Origin of the sequence: Ferriphaselus amnicola (genome assembly GCF_000974685.2) — a bacterium.
Classification (GTDB): Bacteria; Pseudomonadota; Gammaproteobacteria; order Burkholderiales; family Gallionellaceae; genus Ferriphaselus; species Ferriphaselus amnicola.
In genome coordinates this window covers 1,460,941-1,486,352 of record NZ_AP018738.1, presented here as the reverse complement: position 1 = coordinate 1,486,352, position 25,412 = coordinate 1,460,941, and the positions used below count along the sequence as shown (strand labels likewise).

Annotated in this window: 24 protein-coding genes; 20 read left to right on the top strand and 4 right to left on the bottom strand. The window is 53.1% G+C overall.

Annotated elements, in window-relative coordinates:
- The first annotated feature begins 145 nt into the window (after positions 1 to 145).
- Genes OYT1_RS07390 through folE2 form a run of 4 tightly spaced genes read left to right on the top strand, consistent with a single transcriptional unit; the run spans position 146 to position 3,961 of the window.
- Entirely contained in the window at positions 146 to 379 is a 234-nt protein-coding gene (locus OYT1_RS07390; protein WP_062627688.1) for an exodeoxyribonuclease VII small subunit, read from the top strand.
- On the top strand, positions 376 to 1,266 hold the full coding sequence (locus tag OYT1_RS07385) for a polyprenyl synthetase family protein (RefSeq protein ID WP_062627689.1): 891 nt from the start codon (positions 376 to 378) through the stop codon (positions 1,264 to 1,266). Before OYT1_RS07390 ends, OYT1_RS07385 begins: the two co-directional genes overlap by 4 nt.
- Complete coding sequence (dxs, locus tag OYT1_RS07380) at positions 1,266 to 3,110, top strand: 1-deoxy-D-xylulose-5-phosphate synthase (RefSeq protein WP_062627690.1); 1,845 nt, start codon at positions 1,266 to 1,268, stop codon at positions 3,108 to 3,110. Before OYT1_RS07385 ends, dxs begins: the two co-directional genes overlap by 1 nt.
- A 50-nt stretch (positions 3,111 to 3,160) precedes the next feature.
- A complete protein-coding gene (gene folE2, locus OYT1_RS07375) occupies positions 3,161 to 3,961 on the top strand; it encodes a GTP cyclohydrolase FolE2 (RefSeq protein WP_062627691.1) in 801 nt (266 codons plus the stop codon).
- 55 nt (positions 3,962 to 4,016) lie between these two features.
- On the opposite strand, the gene OYT1_RS07370 is transcribed toward folE2, so the two are convergent.
- Together OYT1_RS07370 and OYT1_RS07365 are read right to left on the bottom strand one after the other, a co-directional pair.
- Positions 4,017 to 5,864, bottom strand: a complete 1,848-nt coding sequence (locus OYT1_RS07370; RefSeq protein ID WP_062627692.1) for an ABC-F family ATP-binding cassette domain-containing protein — start codon at positions 5,862 to 5,864, stop codon at positions 4,017 to 4,019.
- A gap of 99 nt (positions 5,865 to 5,963) precedes the next feature.
- On the bottom strand, positions 5,964 to 7,178 hold the full coding sequence (locus OYT1_RS07365; protein WP_062627693.1) for an RNA-guided endonuclease InsQ/TnpB family protein: 1,215 nt from the start codon (positions 7,176 to 7,178) through the stop codon (positions 5,964 to 5,966).
- A gap of 20 nt (positions 7,179 to 7,198) precedes the next feature.
- Between OYT1_RS07365 and tnpA (OYT1_RS07360) the strand changes: the two genes are divergently transcribed.
- From tnpA (OYT1_RS07360) to OYT1_RS07335, 6 genes are all read left to right on the top strand, one after another.
- Positions 7,199 to 7,612 carry an IS200/IS605 family transposase gene (gene tnpA / locus OYT1_RS07360; protein ID WP_084612086.1) on the top strand — a complete coding sequence of 138 codons (414 nt, stop codon included), beginning with the start codon at positions 7,199 to 7,201 and terminating at the stop codon, positions 7,610 to 7,612.
- A gap of 96 nt (positions 7,613 to 7,708) precedes the next feature.
- Positions 7,709 to 8,461, top strand: coding sequence for a fused MFS/spermidine synthase (locus tag OYT1_RS07355; protein ID WP_062627695.1), 753 nt, complete (start codon positions 7,709 to 7,711; stop codon positions 8,459 to 8,461).
- Positions 8,462 to 8,472: 11 nt separating this feature from the next.
- Positions 8,473 to 9,948, top strand: coding sequence for an aminoacyl-histidine dipeptidase (locus OYT1_RS07350; RefSeq protein WP_062627696.1), 1,476 nt, complete (start codon positions 8,473 to 8,475; stop codon positions 9,946 to 9,948).
- Positions 9,945 to 10,466: a hypothetical protein gene (locus OYT1_RS07345; protein ID WP_145983686.1), complete on the top strand. Its 522-nt coding sequence runs from the start codon at positions 9,945 to 9,947 to the stop codon at positions 10,464 to 10,466. Before OYT1_RS07350 ends, OYT1_RS07345 begins: the two co-directional genes overlap by 4 nt.
- A gap of 232 nt (positions 10,467 to 10,698) precedes the next feature.
- The gene (locus OYT1_RS07340) at positions 10,699 to 10,971 is read left to right on the top strand and encodes a type II toxin-antitoxin system Phd/YefM family antitoxin (protein ID WP_062627698.1); all 273 of its coding nucleotides are present in this window, start codon (positions 10,699 to 10,701) and stop codon (positions 10,969 to 10,971) included.
- On the top strand, positions 10,968 to 11,384 hold the full coding sequence (locus OYT1_RS07335; RefSeq protein ID WP_232013142.1) for a type II toxin-antitoxin system VapC family toxin: 417 nt from the start codon (positions 10,968 to 10,970) through the stop codon (positions 11,382 to 11,384). The genes OYT1_RS07340 and OYT1_RS07335 overlap by 4 nt, the downstream gene beginning before the upstream one ends.
- Positions 11,385 to 11,583: 199 nt before the next feature.
- Here the strand turns inward: OYT1_RS07335 and OYT1_RS07330 are convergent, their stop codons facing one another.
- Complete coding sequence (locus tag OYT1_RS07330) at positions 11,584 to 11,805, bottom strand: hypothetical protein (protein ID WP_062627700.1); 222 nt, start codon at positions 11,803 to 11,805, stop codon at positions 11,584 to 11,586.
- Between the two features lie 137 nt (positions 11,806 to 11,942).
- Here OYT1_RS07330 and OYT1_RS07325 point away from each other — a divergent pair, with 137 nt between their 5' ends.
- Positions 11,943 to 13,046, top strand: coding sequence for a site-specific integrase (locus OYT1_RS07325; RefSeq protein WP_062627701.1), 1,104 nt, complete (start codon positions 11,943 to 11,945; stop codon positions 13,044 to 13,046).
- A 106-nt stretch (positions 13,047 to 13,152) separates the two neighbouring features.
- Here OYT1_RS07325 and tnpA (OYT1_RS07320) read toward each other — a convergent pair whose 3' ends face one another.
- Positions 13,153 to 13,617: an IS200/IS605 family transposase gene (gene tnpA / locus OYT1_RS07320; RefSeq protein WP_119283506.1), complete on the bottom strand. Its 465-nt coding sequence runs from the start codon at positions 13,615 to 13,617 to the stop codon at positions 13,153 to 13,155.
- A gap of 36 nt (positions 13,618 to 13,653) precedes the next feature.
- Between tnpA (OYT1_RS07320) and OYT1_RS07315 the strand changes: the two genes are divergently transcribed.
- The 9 genes from OYT1_RS07315 to OYT1_RS07275 all read left to right on the top strand — a co-directional run bounded on the left by OYT1_RS07315 (position 13,654) and on the right by OYT1_RS07275 (position 25,411).
- Positions 13,654 to 15,132 (top strand): RNA-guided endonuclease InsQ/TnpB family protein, encoded by a 1,479-nt coding sequence (locus OYT1_RS07315; protein WP_119283504.1) that lies wholly within the window; start codon positions 13,654 to 13,656, stop codon positions 15,130 to 15,132.
- A gap of 81 nt (positions 15,133 to 15,213) precedes the next feature.
- Positions 15,214 to 16,227, top strand: a complete 1,014-nt coding sequence (locus OYT1_RS07310) for a DUF4034 domain-containing protein (RefSeq protein ID WP_062627606.1) — start codon at positions 15,214 to 15,216, stop codon at positions 16,225 to 16,227.
- A 409-nt stretch (positions 16,228 to 16,636) separates the two neighbouring features.
- Positions 16,637 to 18,052, top strand: a complete 1,416-nt coding sequence (locus tag OYT1_RS07305) for a mannose-1-phosphate guanylyltransferase/mannose-6-phosphate isomerase (protein WP_062627605.1) — start codon at positions 16,637 to 16,639, stop codon at positions 18,050 to 18,052.
- Positions 18,053 to 18,283: 231 nt separating this feature from the next.
- Complete coding sequence (gmd, locus tag OYT1_RS07300) at positions 18,284 to 19,369, top strand: GDP-mannose 4,6-dehydratase (RefSeq protein WP_062627604.1); 1,086 nt, start codon at positions 18,284 to 18,286, stop codon at positions 19,367 to 19,369.
- A gap of 48 nt (positions 19,370 to 19,417) precedes the next feature.
- Entirely contained in the window at positions 19,418 to 19,777 is a 360-nt protein-coding gene (locus tag OYT1_RS07295; RefSeq protein WP_062627613.1) for a four helix bundle protein, read from the top strand.
- A gap of 108 nt (positions 19,778 to 19,885) precedes the next feature.
- Positions 19,886 to 20,842 (top strand): GDP-L-fucose synthase family protein, encoded by a 957-nt coding sequence (locus OYT1_RS07290; RefSeq protein WP_062627603.1) that lies wholly within the window; start codon positions 19,886 to 19,888, stop codon positions 20,840 to 20,842.
- A complete protein-coding gene (locus OYT1_RS07285) occupies positions 20,839 to 22,059 on the top strand; it encodes a nucleotide sugar dehydrogenase (protein ID WP_062627602.1) in 1,221 nt (406 codons plus the stop codon). The genes OYT1_RS07290 and OYT1_RS07285 overlap by 4 nt, the downstream gene beginning before the upstream one ends.
- Positions 22,060 to 22,142: 83 nt before the next feature.
- Positions 22,143 to 24,101: a right-handed parallel beta-helix repeat-containing protein gene (locus OYT1_RS07280; RefSeq protein ID WP_172588522.1), complete on the top strand. Its 1,959-nt coding sequence runs from the start codon at positions 22,143 to 22,145 to the stop codon at positions 24,099 to 24,101.
- A 56-nt stretch (positions 24,102 to 24,157) separates the two neighbouring features.
- On the top strand, positions 24,158 to 25,411 hold the full coding sequence (locus OYT1_RS07275) for a lipopolysaccharide biosynthesis protein (RefSeq protein WP_172588521.1): 1,254 nt from the start codon (positions 24,158 to 24,160) through the stop codon (positions 25,409 to 25,411).
- Position 25,412 lies beyond the last annotated feature (1 nt).

The window sequence follows — 25,412 nt, the reverse complement described above, 5'->3', positions numbered from 1 at the left end:
AGCAAGAGTGAGTGTGCGGGGATGTCGAATTTAGGCTTAATTCGCACCCTACCATGAGATATAGGGTGAACCTATGTCGTTGTAGCGATTGTCTAGGTATAGAGCCATTCGGTACAATGCGCCTCTTTCGCGAACGAGATCAGTGATGACTGCAAAATCCCATAAGGGGCAAAGCTTCGAGGCGGCACTCGCCGAGCTAGAACAAGTGGTGGCCGATATGGAGTCTGGCAAGTTGTCCCTGGAGGATTCGCTGGCTGCTTATAAGCGTGGTGCGGAGTTGTTGCAACTCTGTCGTGGCAAGCTGGATTCTGTGCAGCAGCAGGTGAGCGTGCTGGAAGAGGGCGCCCTTAAACCGTTTGCAGTGGACGATGATAAATGACCTTGGCATTTCAAGATTGGGCTAGCGCCCATCAGTTGCGTTTCGAAGACGTGTTGAAGCAATGGTTGCCACCGTCTGACGTGGCTCCCCAGCGTTTGCATCAGGCGATGCGCTATTCGGTGCTGGATGGCGGTAAGCGGGTGCGCCCCTTGCTGGCTTTCGCTGCGGGTGAGCTGGTAGGTGCGGAGTTGGAGCGTGTCAATTATGCGGCGGCGGCAGTCGAGCTGATCCACGCTTATTCATTAGTGCACGATGATATGCCCTGCATGGACGACGACGTGCTGCGTCGCGGCAAGCCGACTTGCCATGTCCAATTCGACGAGGCAACGGCCTTGCTGGTGGGGGATAGCCTGCAAACCTTAGCCTTCCACTTTTTAAGTGACCCCGTGTTGAGCGATCATCCCCTGCGTCAGATAGCGATGGTGCGCCTGCTGGCACAAGCTTCAGGTTCGCGGGGCATGGCGGGCGGACAGGCTATCGATCTGGATAGCGTGGGCAAACAACTGAGTGTCACCGAACTCGAATTCATGCACATTCACAAGACAGGTGCATTGATCCGTGCCGCCGTCTTATTGGGTGCTAATTGCGGTGAAGCAAGTGAAGAGTCGTTAGCTCGCCTTGATCACTTTGCCAAGTGTGTAGGGTTGGCATTTCAAGTGGTGGATGACATCTTGGATGCTGAGGCGGATACTGCCACCTTGGGTAAGACGGCAGGTAAAGATGCTGACAACGACAAGCCGACCTACGTCACTTTGTTAGGTGTGGTTGCCGCAAAGAAAATGGCCGCCGACCTGCATCGTGAGGCGCTGAATACCTTGGCTGACCTTGGTGCACCCGCACAACGCCTGCGTGAACTGGCGGATTTCATCGTATTGCGAAAGTTCTGATGCCTACACTGCTGGAAAAGATCAACACTCCTGAAGACCTGCGTGGTTTAACACCAGAACAACTGCCGCAATTGGCTAGTGAACTGCGTGCGTTTTTGGTTGAATCGGTCAGTAAAACGGGCGGACATCTGTCGTCTAACTTGGGAACAGTCGAGTTGACGGTTGCGCTGCATTACGTATTCAACACGCCGCAAGACAAGCTAGTGTGGGATGTCGGCCACCAGACCTACGTGCATAAAATACTCACAGGCCGACGCGAGGCGATGAAGGGCTTGCGCATGGCGGGCGGCATCTCGGGCTTCCCCAAGCGCAGCGAGAGTCCGTACGACACCTTCGGCACCGGCCATTCTAGTACCTCGATCTCGGCCGCTTTAGGTATGGCGGCGGCAGCACAGTTGGCGGGTTCCGAGAGCCGTGCAGTGGCGATCATTGGCGATGGCGCGATGACGGGCGGCATGGCATTCGAGGCGCTGAATAATGCCGGAGCCATGGATGCCAATCTGTTGGTGATCCTCAACGACAACGACATGTCTATCTCCAAACCGGTGGGTGCGCTGAACAATTACCTCGCCAAGCTGATGTCGGGGCGCTTCTACGCCAAAGTGCGCAGCAAGAGCGAGAGCATCCTCAAGGGGATGCCGCAGATGCTGGAGTTCGCCAAGCGCGCCGAGGAACACGTCAAAGGCATGGTCACGCCGAGTACGCTGTTCGAAGAATTCGGTTTCAACTACATCGGACCCATCGATGGGCACGATCTGGATGTGCTGGTCACCACGCTGCAAAATATCCGCCAATTGCAAGGCCCGCAGTTCCTCCACATCGTTACGCAGAAGGGTAAGGGGTATATCCGCGCCGAGCAGGATTGCATCCTCTATCACGGCGTCGGCAAGTTCGATCCGGTCAGTGGTATCCAGCCTAAAGGGGCAGCCAAGCCGACCTACACCCATGTGTTCGGTGACTGGTTGTGCGATATGGCAGCGGCGGATGAGAAGCTGGTCGCCATTACTCCCGCGATGTGCGAAGGCTCAGGCATGGTCGAGTTTTCGGAGCGCTTCCCCGAGCGCTATTTCGATGTCGGCATCGCCGAGCAACATGCGCTGACATTCGCCGCCGGCTTGGCCTGCGACGGCTACAAGCCAGTAGTGGCGATCTACTCGACCTTCTTGCAGCGCGCATACGACCAGCTTATCCACGACATCGCCATTCAGAATCTACCGGTGCTGTTGGCGATCGACCGTGGTGGCTTGGTCGGTGCGGATGGTGCGACCCATGCCGGCAGTTTTGACCTGAGCTTCTTGCGCTGTATTCCGAATATGACGGTGATGACTCCCGCCGATGAGAACGAGTGCCGGCAGATGCTTTACACCGCGTATCGCATGGATACTCCGACAGCCGTGCGTTACCCGCGCGGTGTCGGCCCCGGCTTTAAGCCGCGAGCCGAGATGGTCGCGCTACCCGTCGGCAAAGGCGAGCTCCGCCGCAGTGGGAAGAAGATCGCTATTCTGGCGTTCGGCTCCATGCTGGCTCCGGCGCTCAGCGCTGCTGAAACGCTGGATGCGACGGTCGCCAACATGCGTTTTGTCAAACCGCTGGATACAGCATTGATTCAGCAACTAGCGCGCGAGCATGACCTGTTAGTGACGGTTGAAGAAAACGTGATCCAAGGAGGGGCGGGCAGTGCCGTGTCGGAGTGTCTAGCGCAACATGGTTTGACGAATCCGGTGATGTTGCTCGGTCTGCCAGACGCTTTCATCGAACATGGCGATCCCGCTAAGATGTTGTCCGAGTGTGGGCTGGATGCGGCGGGTATCGTCGCTTCAGTACGTCAAAAATATCCCGAGTGAATTAATCGGCTATAATCGCCGCACTCTACTTTTAGCTGTGAGATACAAGCATGAACTCAGCCTCAACTAGCGCAATTCCCGATGTACAGAACAGTGCCGACACCCGCCAACTGGCAATCAACAAGGTCGGCATCAAAGGCATCCGCCATCCAGTGGTCGTCCGTGACAAAAGTGTCGGCGTGCAACACACCGTCGCCACGTTCAACATGTACGTGCATCTGCCGCACAATTTCAAAGGCACGCACATGTCTCGCTTCGTCGAGATTCTCAATCAGCATGGCCGTGAGATTTCGGTCGAGTCGTTCGAGAGCATCCTGCGCGAGATGGTTGAAAAGCTAGAGGCTCAGTCTGGCTACATCGAGATGAGTTTCCCGTACTTCGTCAACAAGGCAGCCCCCGTTTCTGAAGTGCAAAGTCTGCTGGATTACGATGTGACGTTCATCGGCGAGATCATCGAGGGCGAGTATCGCTTCACCATGAAAGTGCTGGTCCCTGTCACCAGCTTGTGCCCCTGCTCGAAAAAGATCTCTGAGCGTGGTGCGCATAATCAGCGTTCACACGTCACGCTGACTGTGCGCACGGGCAGCCCCGTGTGGATCGAAGAGTTGGTGCGTTATGCGGAGGAGCAAGCATCCTGCGAACTGTTTGGTTTGCTCAAGCGTCCAGACGAGAAGTACGTTACTGAACGTGCGTACGACAATCCGAAGTTCGTCGAAGACATGGTGCGAGATGTGGCTGCGGTACTCAATGCAGATGATCGCATCACGGCCTATGTCGTCGAATCCGAGAACTTCGAGTCCATCCACAACCATTCCGCTTATGCGCTGATCGAGAAAGACAAGCGGGCCTAAGCCGCTTTGGTCGGCTGGATGGGGTGTGCGTAAAGCATCACCTCATCCAGAGTCCTCACTCTTTCGCCATTTCCAACTCTAGCCAGGCTTCTTCCAGTTCGGCCACTTTTGACTCTAGCTTGGCGCGGTCCGCATTAAGCTGCGTGAGTTTATCTCGGTCAGGATTCGTATAGGTAGCGGGATCAGCAAGTTGCTGGTTGACCGCAGTCAGCTCCGCCTGCGCCGCATTCAGAGCGGTTTCAAGCTTGGTTTGCTTGGCCTGCAAGGCTTTAAGATTCGGCTTAGGGGGTGTTTTCTCGCGCGGTTTCTCTGCCTTGGGCTGAGCGGCAGCTTCGCGCGGACGGCGGTTCTCTATCCAACTCTTGTAGTCTTCCAAGTCACCGTCGAACAGATGAGCCTCGCCATCTGCGACCAACCATAGCTCGTCGGCTACGGCACGGATCAGGCTGCGGTCATGCGAAACGATAACTACCGCGCCGGTGTATTCCTCTAGAGCGATAGTGAGCGCATCGCGCATATCGAGATCGAGGTGGTTGGTCGGTTCATCAAGCAGGAGGAGGTGCGGTTTCTGCCAGGCCAAGAGTGCTAATGCAAGACGGCTCTTTTCACCGCCGGAGAAGCTGGCCACCGGTCGATCCTCGCTATCACCCGCCAGCCCGAAGCGTCCCAGAAAGCTACGCAGCGATAGCGTGGTCTCCTTGGGGGCGATGCGTTCCATGTGCTGCAAGGGCGTGGCGGCGCTGTCCAAATTCTCTAGTTGGTGCTGCGCAAAGTAACCGATACGGATGTCCGGCGTGAATTCCAACTTGCCCACCGTCGCTTTCAGTTCGCCGACAAACAGCTTGATGAGCGTCGATTTACCTGCACCATTAGGGCCGAGCAGAGCGATGCGTGCACCTGCGCGCAGCATCAAGTCGATGTTGCGAAACAGCGTCTTCTCGCCATAGGCGAACCCCATCTTTTCTGCGCGCAACAGCAGATCGGGGCCGCGTTCCGGCGCTTCGATCTCCAATTCGAAATGGCCGTCGGTGGTGTGTGCAGGGGCGATACGGGTGATGCGTTCCAATGCCTTGACGCGGCTCTGCGCCTGTTTGGCCTTAGTTGCCTTGGCGCGAAAACGGCGCACGAAATCTTCTAAGTGGGCAATCTTCGCCTGTTGAGTTTGGAACGCTTGCTGCTGCTGCGCGAGGCGTTCGGCACGGGCATGCTCGAAAGCATCGTAGTCGCCACTATAGCAATCTATCGTCATATCATGCACATGCGCGATCCTGTTCACGCAAGCGTTGAGGAACTCCCGGTCATGTGAGACGAGCAAGATGCTGCCAGGATAGCGTGCCAGATATTGTTCTAGCCAAAGGATGGCTTCGAGGTCGAGGTGGTTGGTGGGCTCGTCCAGCAGCAACAGGTCGGCGCGGTGCATCAGCGCGCGAGCGAGGTTCAGGCGCATCCGCCATCCACCGGAGAAGCTGGCGACGGTGCGTTCCAGCGTGTCGTTGGCGAAGCCCAGCCCGTTCAGTAGTTGTGCGGCGCGAGCTTTGGCACCGTAGCCGTCGATGGCCTCATAGCGTTGCTGGGCGTCGAACCAAGCCGCGTCATGATTCTCCTGTGCCAATATCTTTTCTAGGTGGCGCAGCTCTACATCGCCGTCGAGCACGAACTCCAGCGCGGGCATCTCTGAGTTAGCGATCTCTTGTTCCACAAAGGCGATGGTCTTGCCTGATTGCATGGAAATCTCGCCACTATCGGGTTTGAGTTCGCCGCGTATCAGGCGGAACAAGGTAGATTTACCGCAGCCGTTGTGGCCAACTAGCCCGATGCGCTGGTTGGCGAACGCCTGTAGATTCACATTTTGGAGTAGCGGCACGCCGCCTTGAAGGAAGGACAGATTCTGGATGTTGAGCATGGCGCGATGATAACAGAGGGCAGGGCAAGCGCAGCCAGACGCAGCAGGAATACGGCTTGACGTCCTCCCCGGCATGAATGCCGGAGATTCCTACTGCGCTCAGGCGTGGCATTGAGCCACCTCCTGAGTCACTTCGGCGGGTTCCTGCTTCACGGAACGGCCTGACTGCGCCAATTCTCCACAGGCTAACAAGCGATGCCCTCGCTCTAAAACATTGATAGCGCCGACCATATCGGCGTTATTCTCATAGCCGCAATCCACACACGCAAACTTGGCTTGTGTCTGGCGATTATCTGCCGATACATGGCCGCAGGCCGGACACGTCCGACTGGTGTTGCGTGCGGGAACCGCCAGCACGTCGCCGCCCAGCCAAACCTGTTTGTATTCCAATTGCCGCCTGAACTCGAACCACCCCTGATCGAGGATGGATTTATTCAGGCCAGATTTAGCCTTCACGTTGCGCCCTGGCGAATCGCTGCTGCCTGCTGCGGACTTGGACATATTCCGTACCTGCAAGTCCTCGATGCACACAATCGCGTGGTTTTTGCTGATTGTGGTCGTGGTCTTGTGCAGGAAGTCGCGGCGAGCATTGGCGATGCGCGTGTGAATCTTCTGGACGCGGGCTTTCGCCTTCTTCCAGTTGCTACTGAACTTCGTCTTGCGAGACATGGCCCGTTGATACCGGGCAAGCCTTTGCTGGTGCTTCCTGAAGATGTTGAGCGGTTCGATGTAGCTACCATCGGACAAGGTTGCAAAACGCGCGATACCCACGTCGATGCCGACGATGCGTGCGGCCGGATGCATTGGCTGTTCAACCTCGCGCTCGGTCTGGATGCTCACAAACCACTTGCCGCCGTTGGCCGACACCGTGATGTTCTTGGCTACACCTAGAATCTCCCGACTGTTGCGATAGCGAATCCAGCCGAGTTTCGGCAGGAAGATGCGGCTGTTGACCTGGTCAATCTTGAACCCTTGCGGAAAGCGGAAGCTATCGGATTGGCCTTTCTTCTTGAATCTTGGGAAGGCTGCACGCTTTTCGAAGAAATTCTTATAGGCACGCGCCAGATCGCCCGTGACCTGCTGAAGTGTTTGAGATGGGGATTCCGTTAGGTATGAATATTCGGCTTTCCATGCTGGAAGCCAGTTATTCATCCCAAAGGCATTGGAAAACTTTTCCCCTGCGTCATGATTTTTCTGCTGCTTGTCCAGCGCAAGGTTCCAAACCTTGCGAACATTCCCGGCAAAACGACGCATAGAGCGGACTTGTTCGCCATTGGGCTGCAACTCGAATTTGAATGCTTGCAAGCGTTTCATGGCTAAATTATACTTGGTCTATGGAAAAAGACAACGAAATTAGACATGGCAGGCATTGCGTTTTCAAGATGCATGTCCACTTGGTCTTTGTGGCGAAATACCGCCGCGAGGTGTTTGACGGCGATGCCATAGACCGGATGCGCCGAATGTTCGGCAAGGTTTGCAAAGACATGGAGGCGTCCTTGGTGGAAATGGATGGAGAAGACAACCATGTGCATCTGCTGGTGGAGTATCCGCCAAAGCTGGCGGTGTCTGTGCTGGTGAACAGCCTGAAAGGTGTGTCCAGCCGATTGCTGCGCAAGGAGAGGCCAGACTTGAAAAGGAGATACTGGAAAAATGTATTGTGGTCGCCCTCATACTTTGCTTCTTCATGTGGCGGCGCTCCAATCAGCATCATCAAGCAATATATCGAACAACAGGAATCGCCAATTTAGGAAACAACTAAAAAGCAAGGATGCCTATGGCATCCGCGCCTTATTTCCCCGCCCTGAACGGCGGGGTTTTACGGCACACAGGATAATCCGCAGCCTATGGAATTCATCATCGACATACAAGAGCGGGACGGACTGCGCACGATGTGCTTCGAGTCGAAGTGCGTTCAGGGTGCGATGCGCATCGCCCAGCCGTGGGATCTGGTGCTCGAATACACGCAAGTGATGATGGCCGCGTTGCTCCTGCGTGAAGCAAAGTCACAACGCCGTATATTGCTGATCGGCTTGGGGACGGGCTCGCTGACCAAGTTCTTGTATCGACACTGCCCGCAAGCCCATTTGACCGTGGTGGAAATATCACCGCGCGTCGTGGCGGCGGCGCGTGAGCATTTTGAACTGCCGGATGATCCGACACGATTGAACATCGTCGTGGGTGACGGCGTTGACTTCGTCCAACTCGCTGGAACACCCTACGATTTGATTTTGGTGGATGGTTTCAATGAGTTCGCCCATCCTGGCGATTTGAATACCCAGCCGTTTTATCAGAATTGCCGTCTTCGCCTGAGCGACCAAGGGCTCTTGGTGGTCAATCTCATCGGCCTGAGTCACAACTACAAAGGCGGTTACGCTTACATCGAATCTGCATTCGAGGGCCGTGCGGTGAGATTTCCAAAATGCAAGAGTGGCAACACCATCGCAATCGCTGCAACAGGCGACGAGGTCAAACTAACTCTCGCAGAGCTGAAGGAGCGAGCGAAAGCGTTCGAAGCTCGCACCGGCCTTGATCTCCAGCCGATGCTGGACAAACTTGAAGTGGAACCGGCCTGCTCGGCTGGGACGCTGACCATCTAGCAGGATCGAATATGTCATCTTCCTTTGAAAACTTACAACCTCGCCCGGTCTGGGCCCACTTCGCTACGTTATGTGCGATCCCGCGTGCCTCCCTGCGTGAAGCGACGCTGCGCGATCATTTGATTCGTTGGGCACAGGAACGCGGCATCGAAACGGTCGTCGATAGCGTAGGGAACTTGATCTTGCGGAAGCCCGCGAGTCCGGGATATGAGTCTGTGCCAGGCGTTGTCTTGCAGGGCCATCTCGATATGGTGTGCCAAGCCAATCGCGGAACGGAGCATGACTTCGAGCGTGACGCCATCCATGCCGTTGTGCGCGATGGCTGGGTGATCGCAGAACAAACGACGCTGGGCGCGGACAATGGCATCGGCGTGGCGCTTGCACTGGCTGCGCTGGAAGAGCCAGATTTGCTTCATCCGCCACTTGAAGTGTTGCTCACCATCAATGAAGAATCAGGCATGGACGGCGCGCGTGGACTGGTGCCCGGCACCTTGCAAGGCACGCAGCTCATCAATCTAGACACAGAGGAGTGGGGGCATTTCTATTTGGGTTGCGCGGGTGGCGTGGACGTGGAGGTTCACCATGCATCTCCGCTGCACGATTTGCCCTCTGCCTATATCGCGGTACGGCTGGAGCTGTCTGGCTTGCGTGGCGGTCACTCAGGGATCGATATTCACCTCGGGCGCGGCAATGCCATCAAGTTATTGGCCGAGGCGCTAAGCGCTTTGTCTAAGCTTACCGATGTGCGCTTGATCGAGCTGCGGGGCGGAACCGCAAGGAATGCGATCCCGCGTGAGGCGTTTGCCGTGTGTGCTATGCCTGCCGTTGATGTGGCTAAACTGGATGAGTTTGTCCGTCAGTTGCTGGATGGCTGGCAGCCGCGTTATGCCGAGGTGGAGCCCGCGCTAGCGTTGCGTGCTGACTTGCTCGACAGCTCGAGAGAGGCAGCGCTCGATGCGCAGGAAAGTCACCGCCTGCTGAATTTCATCGAATCCGTCGCCAATGGCGTAGCGCGTCGCAGTGATGATTTCCTCGGGGTCACGGATACGTCGAGCAACCTCGGTGTGGTGACCTTGGAGCAGGGCGCGTTCGGCGCGACGTTCAAAGTCCGCTCCTTGCATGACCTTCGCGCCAGTCGATTTGCCGATGAGCTGGTCGAGCATGCCGCTCAATTTGGTTTGCAAGCACGGAAGGACGGTGCCTATCCGGGCTGGACGCCGAATCCATCTTCGGACTTGCTTGCTTTGTGCCAAAAAGTTTACTCGACAGAGTTCGGTCAGCCCGCTTCACTGCAAGTGATCCATGCTGGACTTGAATGTGGCCTGCTCGCTGCGAGCCACCCACACCTAGACATGATCTCGTTCGGCCCAGACATCCGTGGAGCGCATGCGCCAGGGGAGCGTGTCGAGATCGCTTCGGTAGCACAGTGTTGGACCTTGCTTAAGGCTGTGCTACAGGCACTTGCGAAGCCAGAGGCTAGACTATGAGCCGCTTGCGATCGATCATTTGCGTCTGCGCTTGGATGATGTTCTTGGCGGACAACGCCTTGGCAGCGGAGGCTCCACTTCAAACAACTGGCTCGGCAACTTTGGGCGAGTCGAAGCAGGAGAAGAGCCCGAGCACTTCGCCGGTCACGTCCACCGAATCGGATTCGCCCTCGGCTGTTTATCAGCGCGGCATCAGTCTCAGGAATGAGGGGAAATACGAAGAAGCAGCCGCACATTTTTTTGCCGCAGCGCAGAAGGGGAGCCACTTAGCTGAGGTCGAACTGGCTTATCTTCACTCAGAACTAGGCTCGCCGATGTGGGACGATCCTGCGGCATTCGCTTGGTTCACGCTTGCGATCAAACACGAATCCAAGCCCGAGCTGGCTAGAATCTTGGCGAGGGATCGGGAAGTCGTGCGACTGCGCATGAGTTCGGCTGAGCAAACCGAGGCCAGACGTTTGAGTGGAACGCTACTTATTAATTTAGGCGCCGTGCCCGCATTCGTTGAAGCGAACTAGCCATCTCACTAAGCCGTAAATATGCGGCAAGTGATTGCTTCTGCCAGCGTAGTGAGGGATTTTATTGAGCTTAGGTTCGGTTTGTCATTGCGAGTGCAACGCGGCAATCCAGTGGTTTTATGCAAGCTGCCAAGTGACTGGTCATCGCAATGACAGCGGAGCGATTGATGTGTTTACATTGCTGGATTGGATAACTATCATGTGGCTATAACTTATCTCGGCGGAGGTTTCTATGGAAATTAGCACGATTGCACAGGCAAAAAACCACTTGCCTAAATTGATTCATTCCGCCGAGGCTGGGGAGGATGTTCGAATTTCTCGGCATGGGAAAGTGGTGGCGATTCTGGTTTCTGTCGAGCGCTATCAGCAGCATTTTCAGGCTGGCAAGGGTGTGTTCTCAGCCATGATGAGGTGGCGAGAGTCGAATACAAGTCTAGATTTGACGAGTGATGAAGTTGACAGTTTGCGTGATCGTTCGCCTGCGCGAGATTTTGTTTGGGAATGAAGTTTTTGTTGGACACTAATATTTTTTCCGAACCTGCAAAAGCGGAACCTAATCAAAATGTACTGGAAAAGTTGAGCCAACATAGTGGTCAGTTTTGTACTGCGGTGACGGTTTGGCATGAGCTCCATTTTGGGTTTGCGCGCATGGCTGACTCAAAGCGCAAGACAAATTTATCTGGGTATTTAAATTCTCTTGAAGTGGCTGGTTTGGATATTTTGCCATATGAGAAAAATGCAGCGGAATGGTTGGCGCAAGAGCGAGGCAGGTTGTCAAAACAGGGCGTTGCGATTCCCTTTGCGGATGGCGAAATAGCGTCGATTGCATTTGCTAGTCAGTTGACTTTGGTTGCGCGCAATGTAAATGACTTCGCTCACTTTGAAAACCTACGGGTGCAAAACTGGTTCGTCGAGTAATTCATCAATGCGGAGTCGATATCCTTGCAAGTGCTGAACGCGCCCATTGATGCCATCTCATGGGATGGCGCGTTAGCTCACTGATGGCTCCGAAGTAAGCGGTATCTGCACACGTCAGCACTCAGTTTTTTCGCCCATTCGAGACGCATCTCTGGACGCCAGTCCCTCTGTGTTGAGATCTGCTCCACGACGATATTTTCTACTTGCCCAATCGGCTGGTTCGTCTCTGTGACCAGACTCGGTTCAACCAACTGCTCGCATCGAATGACAACGCCTTGACGAGCCAGTTGCTCATTCGCCGCGCATCAAGGATGCGGTCATTGGCCGACACCGCAATCAGCCGTTTCATGCACGTGTTGATCGACGTCTGATCCAGAAACAGGCGGCTGTCGCTCACCTGGAACATATCCAAAAAACTCATCCATCAACTAGCAGATGCAGAGGCTTTGTTTCTCGAGGTGCCTATCGACTTCAACTAAGGTCACAAGAAATGAGTTTCAAAAAAATTGCAGCTCGAATAAATTAATACGAGTTGCAATAATTGTGAGGTGTCCGTAAATGTCATCATACGATGATGGAATATTTTCTCTAAACGCTGCTCATCAAGAAGAGCAGGTGGGCGATTCTCATCAGCGGCAGAAGTTGGATACTGCGATTGAGATTATCCGAAAAAAAGAGATCGAATGGCATCTGCAAAGCGAGATCAAGCGATCAACTTTGTTGACTTACCAGAGTGCATACCGGCACTACGCAGCCGCCCGGGAATCGGCTCGACTTTCAGGAACAGAGTTTCACTACTATGTCGAAAATCAAAGCTCCCGAAACGTCGTTGTGGCTGCGATTGAACGGTACATATTATTAAGAACTAAGCGAGCAGTTCTGATCTCGGATGCAGTAGCGCTGGCTAGAATCCGCGACTCGATTGCCACCGACTTTCGGATTGTTAGTGAATTGAAATCTAGCCATAAAAAGATCGACTCCGAGAAGGAAAAGCCATTCGATTTTTGGCGAGAAAAGCTCGCTCTGCTGGAGCGTTACCACCCAAATTGGCGTGAAGAGTTGGTCAAGAAAATGTCTCGATCTAAGTATTACGATTGCGTCCTAGTTCAGTCAATTTGTGGGTGTCGAACTGAAGAATTGTTGAGTGGGGTTGTCATTACTTTGACTGAGTCAGGGGATTGCATTCTCGGAGTGAAAACCGCAAAAATGCGGGCAGGGGATGACTCAACCTCGATGAGGTATATACGCACATCTGATTCAAGACTGAGATCGCTCGCTGGCACGGTTCGGCTCTCGCTTCCTTTTACCGAGGACATGACAAATTGGGAGCGAGCCTGTGCCGAAAGAAAAGCGAAGAACAACTTTCGACAGACGATTACCAATCTGTCGGAACGCCTGTTTGGTATTGGGATAACTCCAAAGGCATTCCGATGTGGCGTGGCGTCAGATTTACGATCTTTTGGGGCATCCACCACTGAGGTTTCGGAGTTTTTGGGTCATGCATCTACCGCGTGTGCGAATAGATACAGTGCACGGCTAAACTCTCGGGGGCGAGCAAGGAGAGTTCCGGCTCAACTAGAAACGGCGCGGGTGCAAGTTTTTTCTAGGCCAATGTCAGAGCAGCTTTTAGCACGATCTCGGACGCCTGGGTTTTGTCCTTGAGATGTGTTGCAAAACGCGCAATTTCTATTGGGTGTGTTCGCTGAATGCTTGTCCGCGCATTCCCCTTGCTAGGTGAGTTCCGAACCGGCCTTGCGCCAGCAGGGGGTCAAGCGGACGGTTTTGTATTTGACTTGGCTATTGCCGCTGACTTTCTTGTGTGCTCAGCTGTACCCTGTGCTTCCACGTATGCTCGAATCGTCTCAAGCGTAGCGCCGCCAACTGAGCCGACGAAGTAGGCCCGATGCCAGAACAATGGCTTGGCATAGTAAAACTTTACCAAATGTTCGGCAAACCTGTTTCTTGTTCTGCGTGCGCTGGCCGTCTTGAGATTGTTGATTAGTACCGATATATCCAGTGCCGGATGGATATCAACCAAGAGGTGCGCATGGTCTGGCTCGCCGCCGAATTCAATCAGCTTGCAACGCCATCCATCGAGTATTTCTCCAAAGGCAGTTTTGAGGTATTCCAGCACTTCCGGCGTAAGTGTTTTACGGCGGTATTTGGTCACAAAAACGATATGTAGCTTAATGTTATAAACTGCGTGAGAACTTGATTTATTATTGTGTTCCATGCTTGCGCCCTAAGTAGTTGTGGTAGTATATCATCTATGCAAATAGGAAATAAATTTCGTTGTTATCCTACTTCTGCTCAGGAGCAAACCCTGTTGCGGTGGATCGGTTGCCAGCGGAATATCTACAATTCCAAGGTGCGCGAAGACCAGTATTTCCGCCGCTTTGCGCAGAAATCTTTGCAGCACGTCGGGCAGTATGCCCCGATAGACCAACAATACAGCCAGTTCAAAACTGACTTAACGCCATATTTGTCCGAAGTGCCTAGCGTCTTGCTGCGCAATGGCGCGGTGCTGTGGAAGCAGGCGTATGGTCGTTATTTCTCCAAGCTGGGCGGTCGTCCAGTCATACACAAGAAGCACGGTAAACAAGCTGTCTGGCTTACTTCGGAATTGTTCAAGTTTGTGCCAGTTACCGATACCGAGACTGGCAAAATCACCGGTCACCAGCTTTATCTCGGAACCAAGAAATTCCCTGTTGGGATTTTGATGTTCAAGGCGCACAAGGACTACAAACTTCCCGCCTCACTGCACATCAGTATTCATGCAGGGCGTTGGCACGTTTCGTTTAACTACGATGATGGTATTCAGGAACCAACCGACAAAGACACAACCGACTGGCTAATCCAGTTTGACGAAGCAGAATTGCGCAAGATGACTGCCGGGCTGGATCGTGGCGTTACTTTGCCGTTGGCCGGGAGCGATTACCAGCAATTCGGATTTTCAGAAGTTCAAGACAAACGCCTGCTTGCTCAAGAGCGACACAAAAAATGCTGGCAACGCCGTCAGGCGCGCCGAACCAAAGGTTCTGCGGGTTGGGTCAAGGCGAAGCGCAAGGTGGCGCGTTATCAGCGGTATGGTGCCGATGTGCGGAGGGATGTAGCTCATAAGACCAGTCATATTCTTGCTGCCGAGCCACGCTATAAACTGTTCGTGTTCGAGGCGCTCAAGGTCAAAAACATGACCGCGAAGGCCAAGCCAAAGCAGGATGAGCAAGGTCGCTGGATTAAGAATGGCGCTGCGGCCAAGTCGGGCCTCAACAAATCCATTCTGGCTTCCACATGGGGACAGACGAGGCTATATTTGCAGTACAAGGCTCGCCGTCAAGGCAAGCTGGTTATCGAAGTGCCAGCGTTTTATTCTTCGCAGGAATGTGCCGCGTGCGGCCACGTTCACCAGGACAATCGGGTATCTCAATCCGAATTCGTCTGCCTAAGCTGCGGGAACACCGACCATGCGGATCACAACGCGGCAAAGGTTATTGCCATGCGCGGTGTCCGGCAATTATTGTCTGGGAAGTGTGTTCAGAAAGAAAAGAAACGGTGCAGGATCACAAGGATCAAGGTAGGGGCGGAAGGCTCCGAACCGGTTGCGGAAACGCGACCTACGCTTGGTGAGACCTTGGTAAGTCGTGGTGGTGGTAACACTCCCACGCTCTGGTCGTTGACCCAAGAAGCCCCCCCACTACAACGCGTTTACGCGCTTAGTGGCGGGAGACTTCATTCATGGGATGCATAGGTGGCCTATATCCTTAGGCATATTGACAGCCAAGCTTGCTGACTTGAAACTGAACAGGTCACTTTCGCTGAATTGCTCACCATGCGGCTTCTTCATATTTGGCTCTCCATCTTTCTCGGCCTTGTGTTCGTACAGCACTCCAATGCCGCAAACGTAAGTGATCTAGAGGAAAGCAACCTAATTTCTTATGCAGCTCAGCAGAGCTTTATGGACGGCGATTTCGCCGAATTAGATAGGATTTCAAATATCTATCGAATGGAAAAGAGCCGAACCTCAAGCGGACTTTGGAAGCTCACAATGTTTTATTGTGGCATTCAGCAGGCCATTGACGCTGCAACAGAGGGTGGTAAAGCTGAATCGAAATTCCATCCTCTAGAAAAGAAGATCCGGAAATGGATGCGGCAATCCCCTAACTCACCGTCGGCTCATATTGCCTACGGACAAGCTCTGATCAGCCATGGATGGGCATATCGTGGCGATGGATATGCAGATACAGTTAAGCCGGAGTCATGGGCTCCCTATAAGAAATACATTGCTAAAGCACGAATCGAACTAGAGCAGCATAAGTCAGTCGCTGCGTCTGATCCCAACTGGTACGTGACGATGCTGACCGTATCGCGTGCTGAGAATTGGTCGTATAGGGAATTTGATGCTTTGCTAAACGAGGCCCTAGATAAGGAACCTCTGTTTTATCAGACATACTTCTCTGCACTTCAATATTTATTACCAAAGTGGCATGGTGGACTCCGCGAAGTCGAAAGTTTTGCTCAGAATGCGGTCAAAAGAACTCAGCAGCAAGAGGGCAGCGGCATGTACGCGAGAATCTATTGGTACGCTTCGCAGGTTCAGTTTAGCAATGAGATATTCGTCAAATCACTAGCGACGTGGCCACAAATGAGGCGTGGCTTCGATGACATTGTTAGAAAATATCCAGACCCTTGGAACCTTAATCACTACGCCAAGTTTGCCTGCCTAGCTAAAGACAAATCCAAAGCCAGACAGCTTCTAAAGCAGATAGAGCCAATATATCTGCGCGACGCATGGTCACCTCCACAGCTAAGAACCCACTGCATGATTTGGGCCAATAGGGCATAACTCAGCACCGGAGCACCATATCGGTTCCTTGGCGAAGAATTTTCCCCGTATAGGTGCGCATCACGCAGCGCGACACCGAACGGCTAACTGTTGCGTTGAGATTTTAAGTAGGCCATCTCTGGCGTCAACCCTACCTTGCTATATAGGTAGTTCTATATCCTTAGGCATATGTTTGTGCACCCCCAAATCTGATAAATTCGGTGCGGCATGGTTTGTGCTCATCCCCGTTGCCAAGTTCTCATCTCATCGTGGTTCAGTGCTCTCACGTCGCTTGAGCGAACGTTGCGGTCGTGGCTGAGATCTTGCGTGTCGTAGGCCTCATGATATTTACGCTTGGTGAGTATCGTGGGCTTGTTTTAGTTGGGTTTTTGACTAGGCATTTTGTCTGAATACGTATTGGAGTTTGTAGATGCTTTTCCCCGTAGTGCTTTCAGGTGGTTCTGGAACTCGCCTGTGGCCGATGTCCCGCGCGGCGTTGCCCAAACAGTTTTTGCCATTAGTGACCAGTTTTACGATGTTTCAGGAGACTGTGCTTCGCCTCTCGGGGTTGCCTGATCTGGCATCTCCCATCGTAGTGTGCAACGCCGACCATCGCTTCCTCGCTTCTGAGCAACTGCGCAAAATTGACGTTGTGCCCAGTTCCCTGTTGTTAGAGCCGATGGGGAAGAATACGGCACCGGCTGTCGCCATCGCTGCATTCTCGGCCCTGGCTAAGGATGCCGATGCGATGCTGTTAGTGTTACCTGCGGATCATCTAGTGGAAAATGTCCCAGCGTTCCATCAGGCTATCGAGCAAGCGGTACGCTTGGCTGAGCGCGGTGGTTTGGTGACCTTCGGGATTCAGCCCGATGCGCCTGCCACAGGATTCGGATATATCGAAAAAGGAACACCCGTTGCAGGAGAAGAGGGGAGCTATGCCGTCGCGCGCTTCGTTGAAAAACCGAGCGCAGAAATCGCTGAGAGCTTCCTCGCAACTGGCAATTACTGTTGGAATAGCGGCATGTTCGTGTTCAAGGCGGCCGTCTATTTGGAGGAGCTGAAGCGTCATCGGCCCGAGATGCACCTCGCGTGCGAGCAAGCCGTTAAGCAAGCGAGTAGTGACTTGGATTTCTGTCGCATCGATGAAGTCGCGTTTGCAGCGTGCCCGTCGGATTCGATCGACTATGCCGTCATGGAGCACACCAAGCAGGCGTTGATGGTGTCAGTGGACATCGGTTGGTCCGACGTGGGCTCATGGGAAGCGCTGGCTGATGCCGTCGAATCTGGAGAAGATGGCAACGTCAAGCGCGGTGACGTGTTCGCACCTGAGACGAAAAACACCTACATTCGAGCCGAAAGTCGCATGGTCGTAGCGATGGGCTTAGAAGACATGGTCATCGTCGAAACAGCCGATGCCGTCTTGGTCGCCCACAAAGATCACTCACAAAACGTAAAGCAGGCGGTCGAGTATCTAAAGCAGGCTGAGCGCACCGAGCACTTAGTGCATCGCAAAGTTTATCGTCCTTGGGGATATTACGAAGGCATCGATCAAGGGCGGCATTATCAAGTCAAGCGCATCGTTGTGAACGTAGGACAAAAATTGTCATTGCAGCTCCATCAATATCGTGCCGAGCACTGGGTCTTGGTTGAAGGCTTAGCCAACGTGACGGTCGGGCGCTCCAAGCGACTGTTGGCGGCCAATGAGTCGATCTATATCCCCGTCGGGGTCAAGCATCGTCTTGAAAACGTCGGAGACATTCCCTTGTCGCTGATCGAGATTCAAACAGGCGCCTACTTGGGGGAGGATGACATCATGCGATTTGAAGATATTTATAAGCGTAGTTGATGGGATAGGCATTATTGGACTGGATAGAATGGATCGATCTAGCTCCAGAAATCTAGGTCGATTAAGTGGTTTGCGTTACTATCCACGGATAGTGATGAAAGGTTTGCGCAGGGGGAGGGGCGGTTGTGCTACTCCATGTGTTGGAGCTTTCTGAAATGAACAAGCATCAAGTCGTTGTATTAGCGGCTTGAGTGCGACCCAGAATTGAATTTAAATCGATTGGAAATGAAGATGAGTAAAGTAGCGTTAATCACCGGCGTGACCGGTCAGGACGGCGCCTATCTGGCGGAACTGTTGTTGGGTAAAGGTTACATCGTGCACGGCATCAAACGCCGTAGCTCCTTGTTCAACACTGACCGCATCGACCACCTATACCAAGATCCGCACGAGAAGAACCGTCGTTTCGTGCTGCACCACGGCGACCTGACCGACTCCAGCAGCTTGATCCGCATCATCCAGCAAGTCCAGCCGGACGAGATCTACAACCTTGCCGCTCAGAGCCACGTAGCCGTCTCCTTCGAAGAACCCGAATACACCGCCAACTCCGATGCCTTGGGTGCCCTGCGCATTCTCGAAGCCATCCGCATCCTTGGCTTGGAAAAGAAAACCCGTTTCTATCAGGCCTCTACCTCCGAACTGTACGGCCTAGTCCAAGAAATCCCACAGAAAGAGACCACCCCGTTCTACCCGCGCAGCCCGTATGCGGTGGCCAAGCTCTACGCCTACTGGATCACTGTCAACTACCGCGAAGCCTACGGCATCTACGCCTGTAATGGCATCCTGTTCAACCACGAATCCCCGCTGCGTGGCGAAACCTTCGTCACCCGCAAGATCACCCGCGCGTTAGCCCGCATCAAGCTTGGCCTGCAAGACTGCCTATTCCTCGGCAACTTGGATTCTAAGCGCGACTGGGGCCATGCCAAAGACTACGTCGAAATGCAATGGCTGATGCTGCAACAAGAGCAAGCCGAAGACTTTGTCATTGCCACCGGCGTGCAATACAGCGTGCGTGAATTTGTCACCGCAGCGGCCGAAGAACTGGGCATCCACGTACGCTGGGAAGGCACCGGCGTAGAAGAGAAGGGCTATGACGCCAACGGCAAATGCATCGTCGCCGTTGATCCACGCTACTTCCGTCCCGCCGAAGTCGAGACCCTGCTAGGCGATGCCACCAAAGCCAAAGAAAAGCTCGGCTGGGTACCGCAAGTCAGCTTCAAAGAACTGGTCACCGAAATGGTGCGCGAAGACCTCAAGGCTGCCGAGCGCGACGAGTTGGTCAAGCATCATGGCTACAAGACCATGGATTATCACGAGTAATTGAGTGAGGGGCTAGATTTAAGGGGCAAGGAGCAAGTGGGAGTGGCCATGGCTAGGTTTGAAGAGCTGGAAGTATGGAAACGATCGGTACGATTAAGTATTGCCCTTTACCAAGCACTTGCCCCACTGAAAGATTATGGATTTCGAGACCAGATAACACGAGCCGGACTCTCCATTCCATCCAACATTGCAGAAGGCTACGAACGCAATTCCGATAAGGAATTGAATAATTTCCTGAACTATGCAAAAGGATCGGCAGGAGAGCTCAGAACGCAGATATACATTGGCATTGAAATTGGCTATATCGAACCGACAACAGGCAGACAGTGGCTGACCACATGCGAGGAAATATCGAAAATGTTGTATGGACTGATGCAAAGCATAAGAAATCGTCCCCATGAACCATGAGCTTTGCCCCTTGCCCCTTGCCCCTTGCCCCTTGAACCTTGAACCTTGAACCTTGAACCTTGAACCTTGAACCTTGAACCTTGAACCTTGAACCTTGAGTCCTAAATCTTGAACCTGAACTCTAAAATCTACATCGCCGGCCATCGCGGCCTCGTCGGGTCTGCTTTAGTGCGGCGCTTACAAGCCAAGGGTTACCATAACCTGGTGGTGCGTACCCATGCCGAACTGGAGCTGCGTGACCAAGCTGCTGTTGCGCGCTTCTTCGCCGAAGAGAAGCCCGACTACGTCCTGCTGGCCGCTGCTCGCGTAGGTGGCATCTACGCCAACAACACCTACCCAGCGGAATTCATCCACGACAACCTCGTCATCCAATCCAACATCATCCACAGCGCCTGGCAGAACCACGTCCAGCGCCTGCTGTTTTTGGGTTCCTCCTGCATCTATCCCAAGGATGCCCCGCAGCCGATGAACGAAGATTGCCTGCTGACCGGCCCGCTGGAACAAACCAATCGCCCGTACGCCTTGGCTAAGATCGCCGGTATCGAAATGTGCCACAGCTACAACCGTCAATACGGCACCAAGTACATGGCCGCGATGCCGACCAACCTGTACGGCCCCAACGACAACTACGACCTCAACAACTCCCACGTCCTGCCCGCGTTGATCCGCAAGATGCACGAAGCCAAGATCAGCGGCGCGAAGGAAGTCGTCGTTTGGGGCACCGGCACGCCCAAGCGCGAATTCCTGTACAGCGAAGACATGGCCGATGCCTGCATCTACCTGCTAGAGCAAAGTGAAGCAACCCTCAGCAGCCTATTCACCGAAGAAAAACCGCCGCTGGTCAACATCGGCTGCGGCGAAGACCTCTCAATCCGCGAACTGGCCGAGTTGGTGGCGGAGGTAGTGGGCTACCCAGGCCAACTCAGCTTTGATACCAGTAAGCCGGATGGCACCATGCGCAAGCTGATGGATGTGTCGCGCATCAACGCTCTAGGTTGGAAGCGTAAGGTCGAACTGCGTGAGGGCGTGGCGCTGTCGTATCAGGACATGCTGAGCAAACTATGAAAATCGCCATCGCCGGAACCGGCTACGTCGGCCTTTCCAACGCTATTCTGCTGTCGCAGCATCACGAAGTGGTTGCGCTGGACATCGTTCCCGAGAAGGTGGCGATGCTCAACCGCAAGCAATCGCCGATCGAAGATGTTGAGATCGAGCACTACCTTGCGCACAAGACACTTAACTTCAAGGCCACGCTGGACAAGGTCGAAGCCTACACCGGTGCCGACTACATCATCATCGCCACCCCGACGGACTACGATCCCGAGACCAACTACTTCAACACAAAATCGATTGAAGCCGTGATCAAGGACGTGATGGCCATCAACCCGCAGGCGGTGATGATCATCAAATCCACCGTCCCCGTCGGCTACACCGCCAAAACCAGAGCGCAGTTCACGCAGCACTCGGCACTTGGCACTCAGAACTCAGAACTCGGAACGTGCAATTTAATCTTCTCGCCCGAATTTCTGCGCGAAGGTCGCGCCTTGCACGACAACCTGCACCCCTCACGCATCGTCGTCGGCGAGCGTTCTGAGCGCGCCAAAGTTTTCGCAGGGTTGCTGCAACAAGGCGCAGTCAAACAAGACATCCCTGTTTTGTTCACCGACAGCACCGAAGCCGAGGCCATCAAGCTGTTCGCCAACACCTTCTTGGCTATGCGCGTCGCCTACTTCAACGAACTCGACACCTACGCCGCCACCCACGGTCTGGATACCAAACAGATCATCGAAGGCGTCTGCCTCGACCCGCGCATTGGCGACCACTACAACAACCCCTCGTTCGGCTACGGCGGCTACTGCTTGCCGAAAGACACCAAGCAACTGCTGGCCAACTACAACGACGTGCCGCAAAACATCATGCAGGCCATCGTGGACAGCAACACCACGCGCAAAGACTTCATCGCCGCTGCCGTCATTGCGAGCGCAGCGCGGCAATCCAGCCAACCCATCATCGGCATCCACCGCCTCATCATGAAAGCATGCTCCGACAACTTCAGGGCAAGCAGCATTCAAGGCATCATGAAGCGCATCAAAGCCAAAGGCATCGAAGTCATCGTCTATGAACCCGTGTTGAAAGACTCTCACTTCTTCAACTCACGCGTCGTGAACGACCTTGCCCAATTCAAGCAGGAAGCCGATGTCATCGTAGCCAACCGCATCACCGACGATATCAAAGATGTGGCAGACAAGGTGTATAGCCGTGATCTGTTTGGTAAAGACTGATTGTCAGTAATGGCGAAACCGAATGTTCACTGGATGCCTTACCAATTGCGCTGATGAAAGCAGTTCTACGAGCCTTATGCTGTGTGGCTATTTTTGTTGCGAGCCCTGCTGATGCGATTGTCATCCGGGTTAGTCCAGATGGAAACGCCAGTGCCACACTGAATGATTTGGCAAAAGACCCCAAGGTATCAGCAAGTCTCGCGCGCGCTATTGCATTGCTTAAATCACCTGAGCTTCGAGATGTGTCGGGCGCGCCCAAAGAAAGCATCACGTTGCAGCTCGTATCTGGCATTTACCGCCTAAGCGACACAATCAAACTGGACGAATCTTGCAGCGGAAGTGCGTTGAATTCCGTGATTATTCAAGGCGCACCCGACTCCGAAGTCATCATCACTGGCGGCAGAGCTGTGTCCGGCTTTGTGCCTGTCAACGATCAGCTAGTATTGAAGCGACTGACAAGCGAGGCGGCCTCTCATGTCTTACAAACCAGCTTGATAAACCAAGGGATTACAGATTTCGGCAAACAATCGCGCCACGGATTTGGCGGTGATGCAGGCAACCAAACGGCGCTCACTCTGACCTTTAATAACCAACCGATGACGCTCGCGCGCTGGCCCAATGAAGATTTTGCAAACATCGGAAGCACACCCGATGGCGAAAAAGGCGCCACGCTCACCGTGGAAAAGGCAAACTTAGCTTCTTGGGCAGACGAGCTACAATTGCTGGCGACTGGATACTGGTTTAACAATTGGGCCGATACTACGCTACCCATCCAATCAGTCGATATTGCGAATAAACGCATCACACTCACTGAGCCTAAGCCACCTTATGGCATCAAAGCAGGTCAGCGATTCTTCATTCAGAACGCAGTCGCTGAACTTGACCAGCCGGGCGAATGGTATTTGGATGTTGCCACAGGCAACCTCTACATTTGGCTTCCAGAAGCGCAAAGCACCTCACGACCGCAATCGGGTGAGTGGCAAGGGGTGACGGGAGAGGTTTCACCTGCATCCATTATTAACGCAGGTGCATCCATTGAAGCGTCGATACTGGAAAAACTGCTAGTCATTGCCAATGCGCACCACATCACCCTAAACAACCTCACCCTCCAAAGCGCACGAGGTGATGCCATCACCGTGCAAGGCGGCCATCACATTACTATCGCTCACTCGACGATCCGCAACATTGGCAACCGAGCTGCCGTCATCAGCGGGCAAGACAATGGCCTCACCGACATGCACATCGAAAATATCGGCGAAGGCGCAATTGTTTTACAAGGTGGAGATCGTCAAACACTTACCACTGCCAATCTTTATACAGAGCGCAGCTCCATTCGCCGCTTTGCACAAGTTTCGCGCACCTATCAACCTGCCGTGCTATTAACTGGTGTGGGCAACCGCGCAGTGGGAAACACCATTTCAGACAGTGCACACACCGCCATCCTATTTACAGGTAATGATCACCTGATATCTAAGAACGAGATTTTCAACGTATGTCAAGAAACGGGTGATGCAGGCGCTATCTACACGGGTAGGGATTGGACAGCACGCGGCACCGTCATCTCACAAAATCACCTATACGAAATCCCGCACAATGTTTTGTGGGGGAAAGTAAAGGGAGTGTATCTGGACGACCAAGCCAGCGGCATCGAGGTGAGTGGCAATCAGTTCGATGATTTATACGAATCCGTATTCATCGGAGGTGGACGAGATAACCTGATTGAGGGCAACACGTTCCGAAATGGCGAAATATCTATTTACCTTGATGCACGCGGAAAGAAATGGAAGCGTGCTGCTTCGGTAGAGAAAAAAGATACGATACAAAAATGGCTTGAGGCCGTGCCTTACCAGCAAAGTCCTTACACAGATCGTTACCCCCACTTATCTAGTATTTTGGAAGATGAGCCGGGTATGCCGAAGTACAACATAGCTCGAAATAATCATGTGGTCGGCAGCTCTCGCCTCAGGGTTACTAAAGATGCTGAATCAGGTTTAAGCATCGAAGCTGCAAGTCGCGGCAATATGGGAATCAAATATCAATGAGCGCTTTGAGTCGATTCGGCCGTGCCATACAAAACGCAAAGGCTAGTTTGAGTGGCATGGCTCGATCTCTTTCTATTAGCGTACTGAATCAAGTGATAAGCAGTGGTGCCAACTTCGCACTAGGGCTCTATTTAGTCAGAGTGTTGTCCCCAACGGAATTTGGTCTTTATGGAATTGGCTTTGCGATTGTTCTTTTTTACGCTGGCGTTGGTAATGCGTTGTTTCTGACTCAAATGGTTGTACATGTGCCAGAAAAAGCACCCGAAGAGAGACTTCTATATGCAGCGCGTATGTTGGCTGCATTGCTAATCTTTTGTGTATTGACTGCAATGCCAGCGCTTGCGATATTGGGCGTAGGTAAGCTGGTGTGGCCGTTGCTGAATGAGTATGTGGGCTCACTTGTGGCAGTTTTAGCATCCTGTTTAGCATACTTGCTAAAAGATTTTTTTGTTCGTCATGCTTATACAGCGAGGAAAGAGGTTTGGGCATTAATTGTGAATTCGGCCATTGCGATAGTAATGCTTGCTTCACTATTGGTTTGGCATCACGGCGCATCTGACGTATCTGCAACTGGTGCGCTTTGGATTTTTGCGATGAGTAATCTAGTTGGGGTGCTTGTTGGCCTGTTGCTTGTCAAACTGCCATTGTCTTTGGTGACCGCTAATAAGGTTATTTTGGACTGGAAGGAGGCATGGCGCGGTGGCGTATGGGCGCTAGGTGGGGGAGTTGTGATATGGAGCCAATCACAAGCATACATTTATGTAACAGCACTTATTGCGGGGCCTGCGGCTGTTGGTATGGCAAATGCAGCTAAATTATTGATCACGCCAGCATTATTTTTAGTTACAGCGGCAAATCAGATTCTAATGCCAAGACTAGCCACACTTCGCGTTACAAATATTAATAAGATGTTCAAGACAAGCGAATACGTGGCGCTGGCTTTTATTCTATTTGCAATGATGTACACATTGTTTTGTGCATTTTGGGGGGGCGAAATTCTGGCTATCATTGTTGGAAATAAATACCAAGATATTGCACCACTGATACTGGCATGGTGTCTTGTACTGATTTTTCAATTTTCCCGCGCCGGTACGAGTGTAGTGTTACAGGTAATGAAGGAGTTCAAACGCATCATGTTTGATAACCTGTGGAGTGCGGTCGTGGCCATTATTTGCACAGTGTTTTTGTTGAAGCAGTTAGGTGTTCAAGGTGCAGTATTGGGAGCTGCGATTGGAGAGCTAATCTTAAGTGTCTTGTTATACAGAGCGGTTCTTGTACATAAGCGTAAAGCCGCATTGAGTAGGACTTGAT

What these genes read in the sequence shown, in the direction of transcription:
- OYT1_RS07390 (WP_062627688.1), top strand. Translation starts at nt 146, where the DNA reads ATGACTGCAAAATCCCATAAGGGGCAAAGCTTCGAGGCGGCACTCGCC.
- OYT1_RS07385 (WP_062627689.1), top strand. Translation starts at nt 376, where the DNA reads ATGACCTTGGCATTTCAAGATTGGGCTAGCGCCCATCAGTTGCGTTTC.
- dxs (WP_062627690.1), top strand. Translation starts at nt 1,266, where the DNA reads ATGCCTACACTGCTGGAAAAGATCAACACTCCTGAAGACCTGCGTGGT.
- folE2 (WP_062627691.1), top strand. Translation starts at nt 3,161, where the DNA reads ATGAACTCAGCCTCAACTAGCGCAATTCCCGATGTACAGAACAGTGCC.
- OYT1_RS07370 (WP_062627692.1), bottom strand. Translation starts at nt 5,864, where the DNA reads ATGCTCAACATCCAGAATCTGTCCTTCCTTCAAGGCGGCGTGCCGCTA.
- OYT1_RS07365 (WP_062627693.1), bottom strand. Translation starts at nt 7,178, where the DNA reads ATGAAACGCTTGCAAGCATTCAAATTCGAGTTGCAGCCCAATGGCGAA.
- tnpA (WP_084612086.1), top strand. Translation starts at nt 7,199, where the DNA reads ATGGAAAAAGACAACGAAATTAGACATGGCAGGCATTGCGTTTTCAAG.
- OYT1_RS07355 (WP_062627695.1), top strand. Translation starts at nt 7,709, where the DNA reads ATGGAATTCATCATCGACATACAAGAGCGGGACGGACTGCGCACGATG.
- OYT1_RS07350 (WP_062627696.1), top strand. Translation starts at nt 8,473, where the DNA reads ATGTCATCTTCCTTTGAAAACTTACAACCTCGCCCGGTCTGGGCCCAC.
- OYT1_RS07345 (WP_145983686.1), top strand. Translation starts at nt 9,945, where the DNA reads ATGAGCCGCTTGCGATCGATCATTTGCGTCTGCGCTTGGATGATGTTC.
- OYT1_RS07340 (WP_062627698.1), top strand. Translation starts at nt 10,699, where the DNA reads ATGGAAATTAGCACGATTGCACAGGCAAAAAACCACTTGCCTAAATTG.
- OYT1_RS07335 (WP_232013142.1), top strand. Translation starts at nt 10,968, where the DNA reads ATGAAGTTTTTGTTGGACACTAATATTTTTTCCGAACCTGCAAAAGCG.
- OYT1_RS07330 (WP_062627700.1), bottom strand. Translation starts at nt 11,805, where the DNA reads ATGAGTTTTTTGGATATGTTCCAGGTGAGCGACAGCCGCCTGTTTCTG.
- OYT1_RS07325 (WP_062627701.1), top strand. Translation starts at nt 11,943, where the DNA reads ATGTCATCATACGATGATGGAATATTTTCTCTAAACGCTGCTCATCAA.
- tnpA (WP_119283506.1), bottom strand. Translation starts at nt 13,617, where the DNA reads ATGGAACACAATAATAAATCAAGTTCTCACGCAGTTTATAACATTAAG.
- OYT1_RS07315 (WP_119283504.1), top strand. Translation starts at nt 13,654, where the DNA reads ATGCAAATAGGAAATAAATTTCGTTGTTATCCTACTTCTGCTCAGGAG.
- OYT1_RS07310 (WP_062627606.1), top strand. Translation starts at nt 15,214, where the DNA reads ATGCGGCTTCTTCATATTTGGCTCTCCATCTTTCTCGGCCTTGTGTTC.
- OYT1_RS07305 (WP_062627605.1), top strand. Translation starts at nt 16,637, where the DNA reads ATGCTTTTCCCCGTAGTGCTTTCAGGTGGTTCTGGAACTCGCCTGTGG.
- gmd (WP_062627604.1), top strand. Translation starts at nt 18,284, where the DNA reads ATGAGTAAAGTAGCGTTAATCACCGGCGTGACCGGTCAGGACGGCGCC.
- OYT1_RS07295 (WP_062627613.1), top strand. Translation starts at nt 19,418, where the DNA reads ATGGCTAGGTTTGAAGAGCTGGAAGTATGGAAACGATCGGTACGATTA.
- OYT1_RS07285 (WP_062627602.1), top strand. Translation starts at nt 20,839, where the DNA reads ATGAAAATCGCCATCGCCGGAACCGGCTACGTCGGCCTTTCCAACGCT.
- OYT1_RS07275 (WP_172588521.1), top strand. Translation starts at nt 24,158, where the DNA reads ATGGCTCGATCTCTTTCTATTAGCGTACTGAATCAAGTGATAAGCAGT.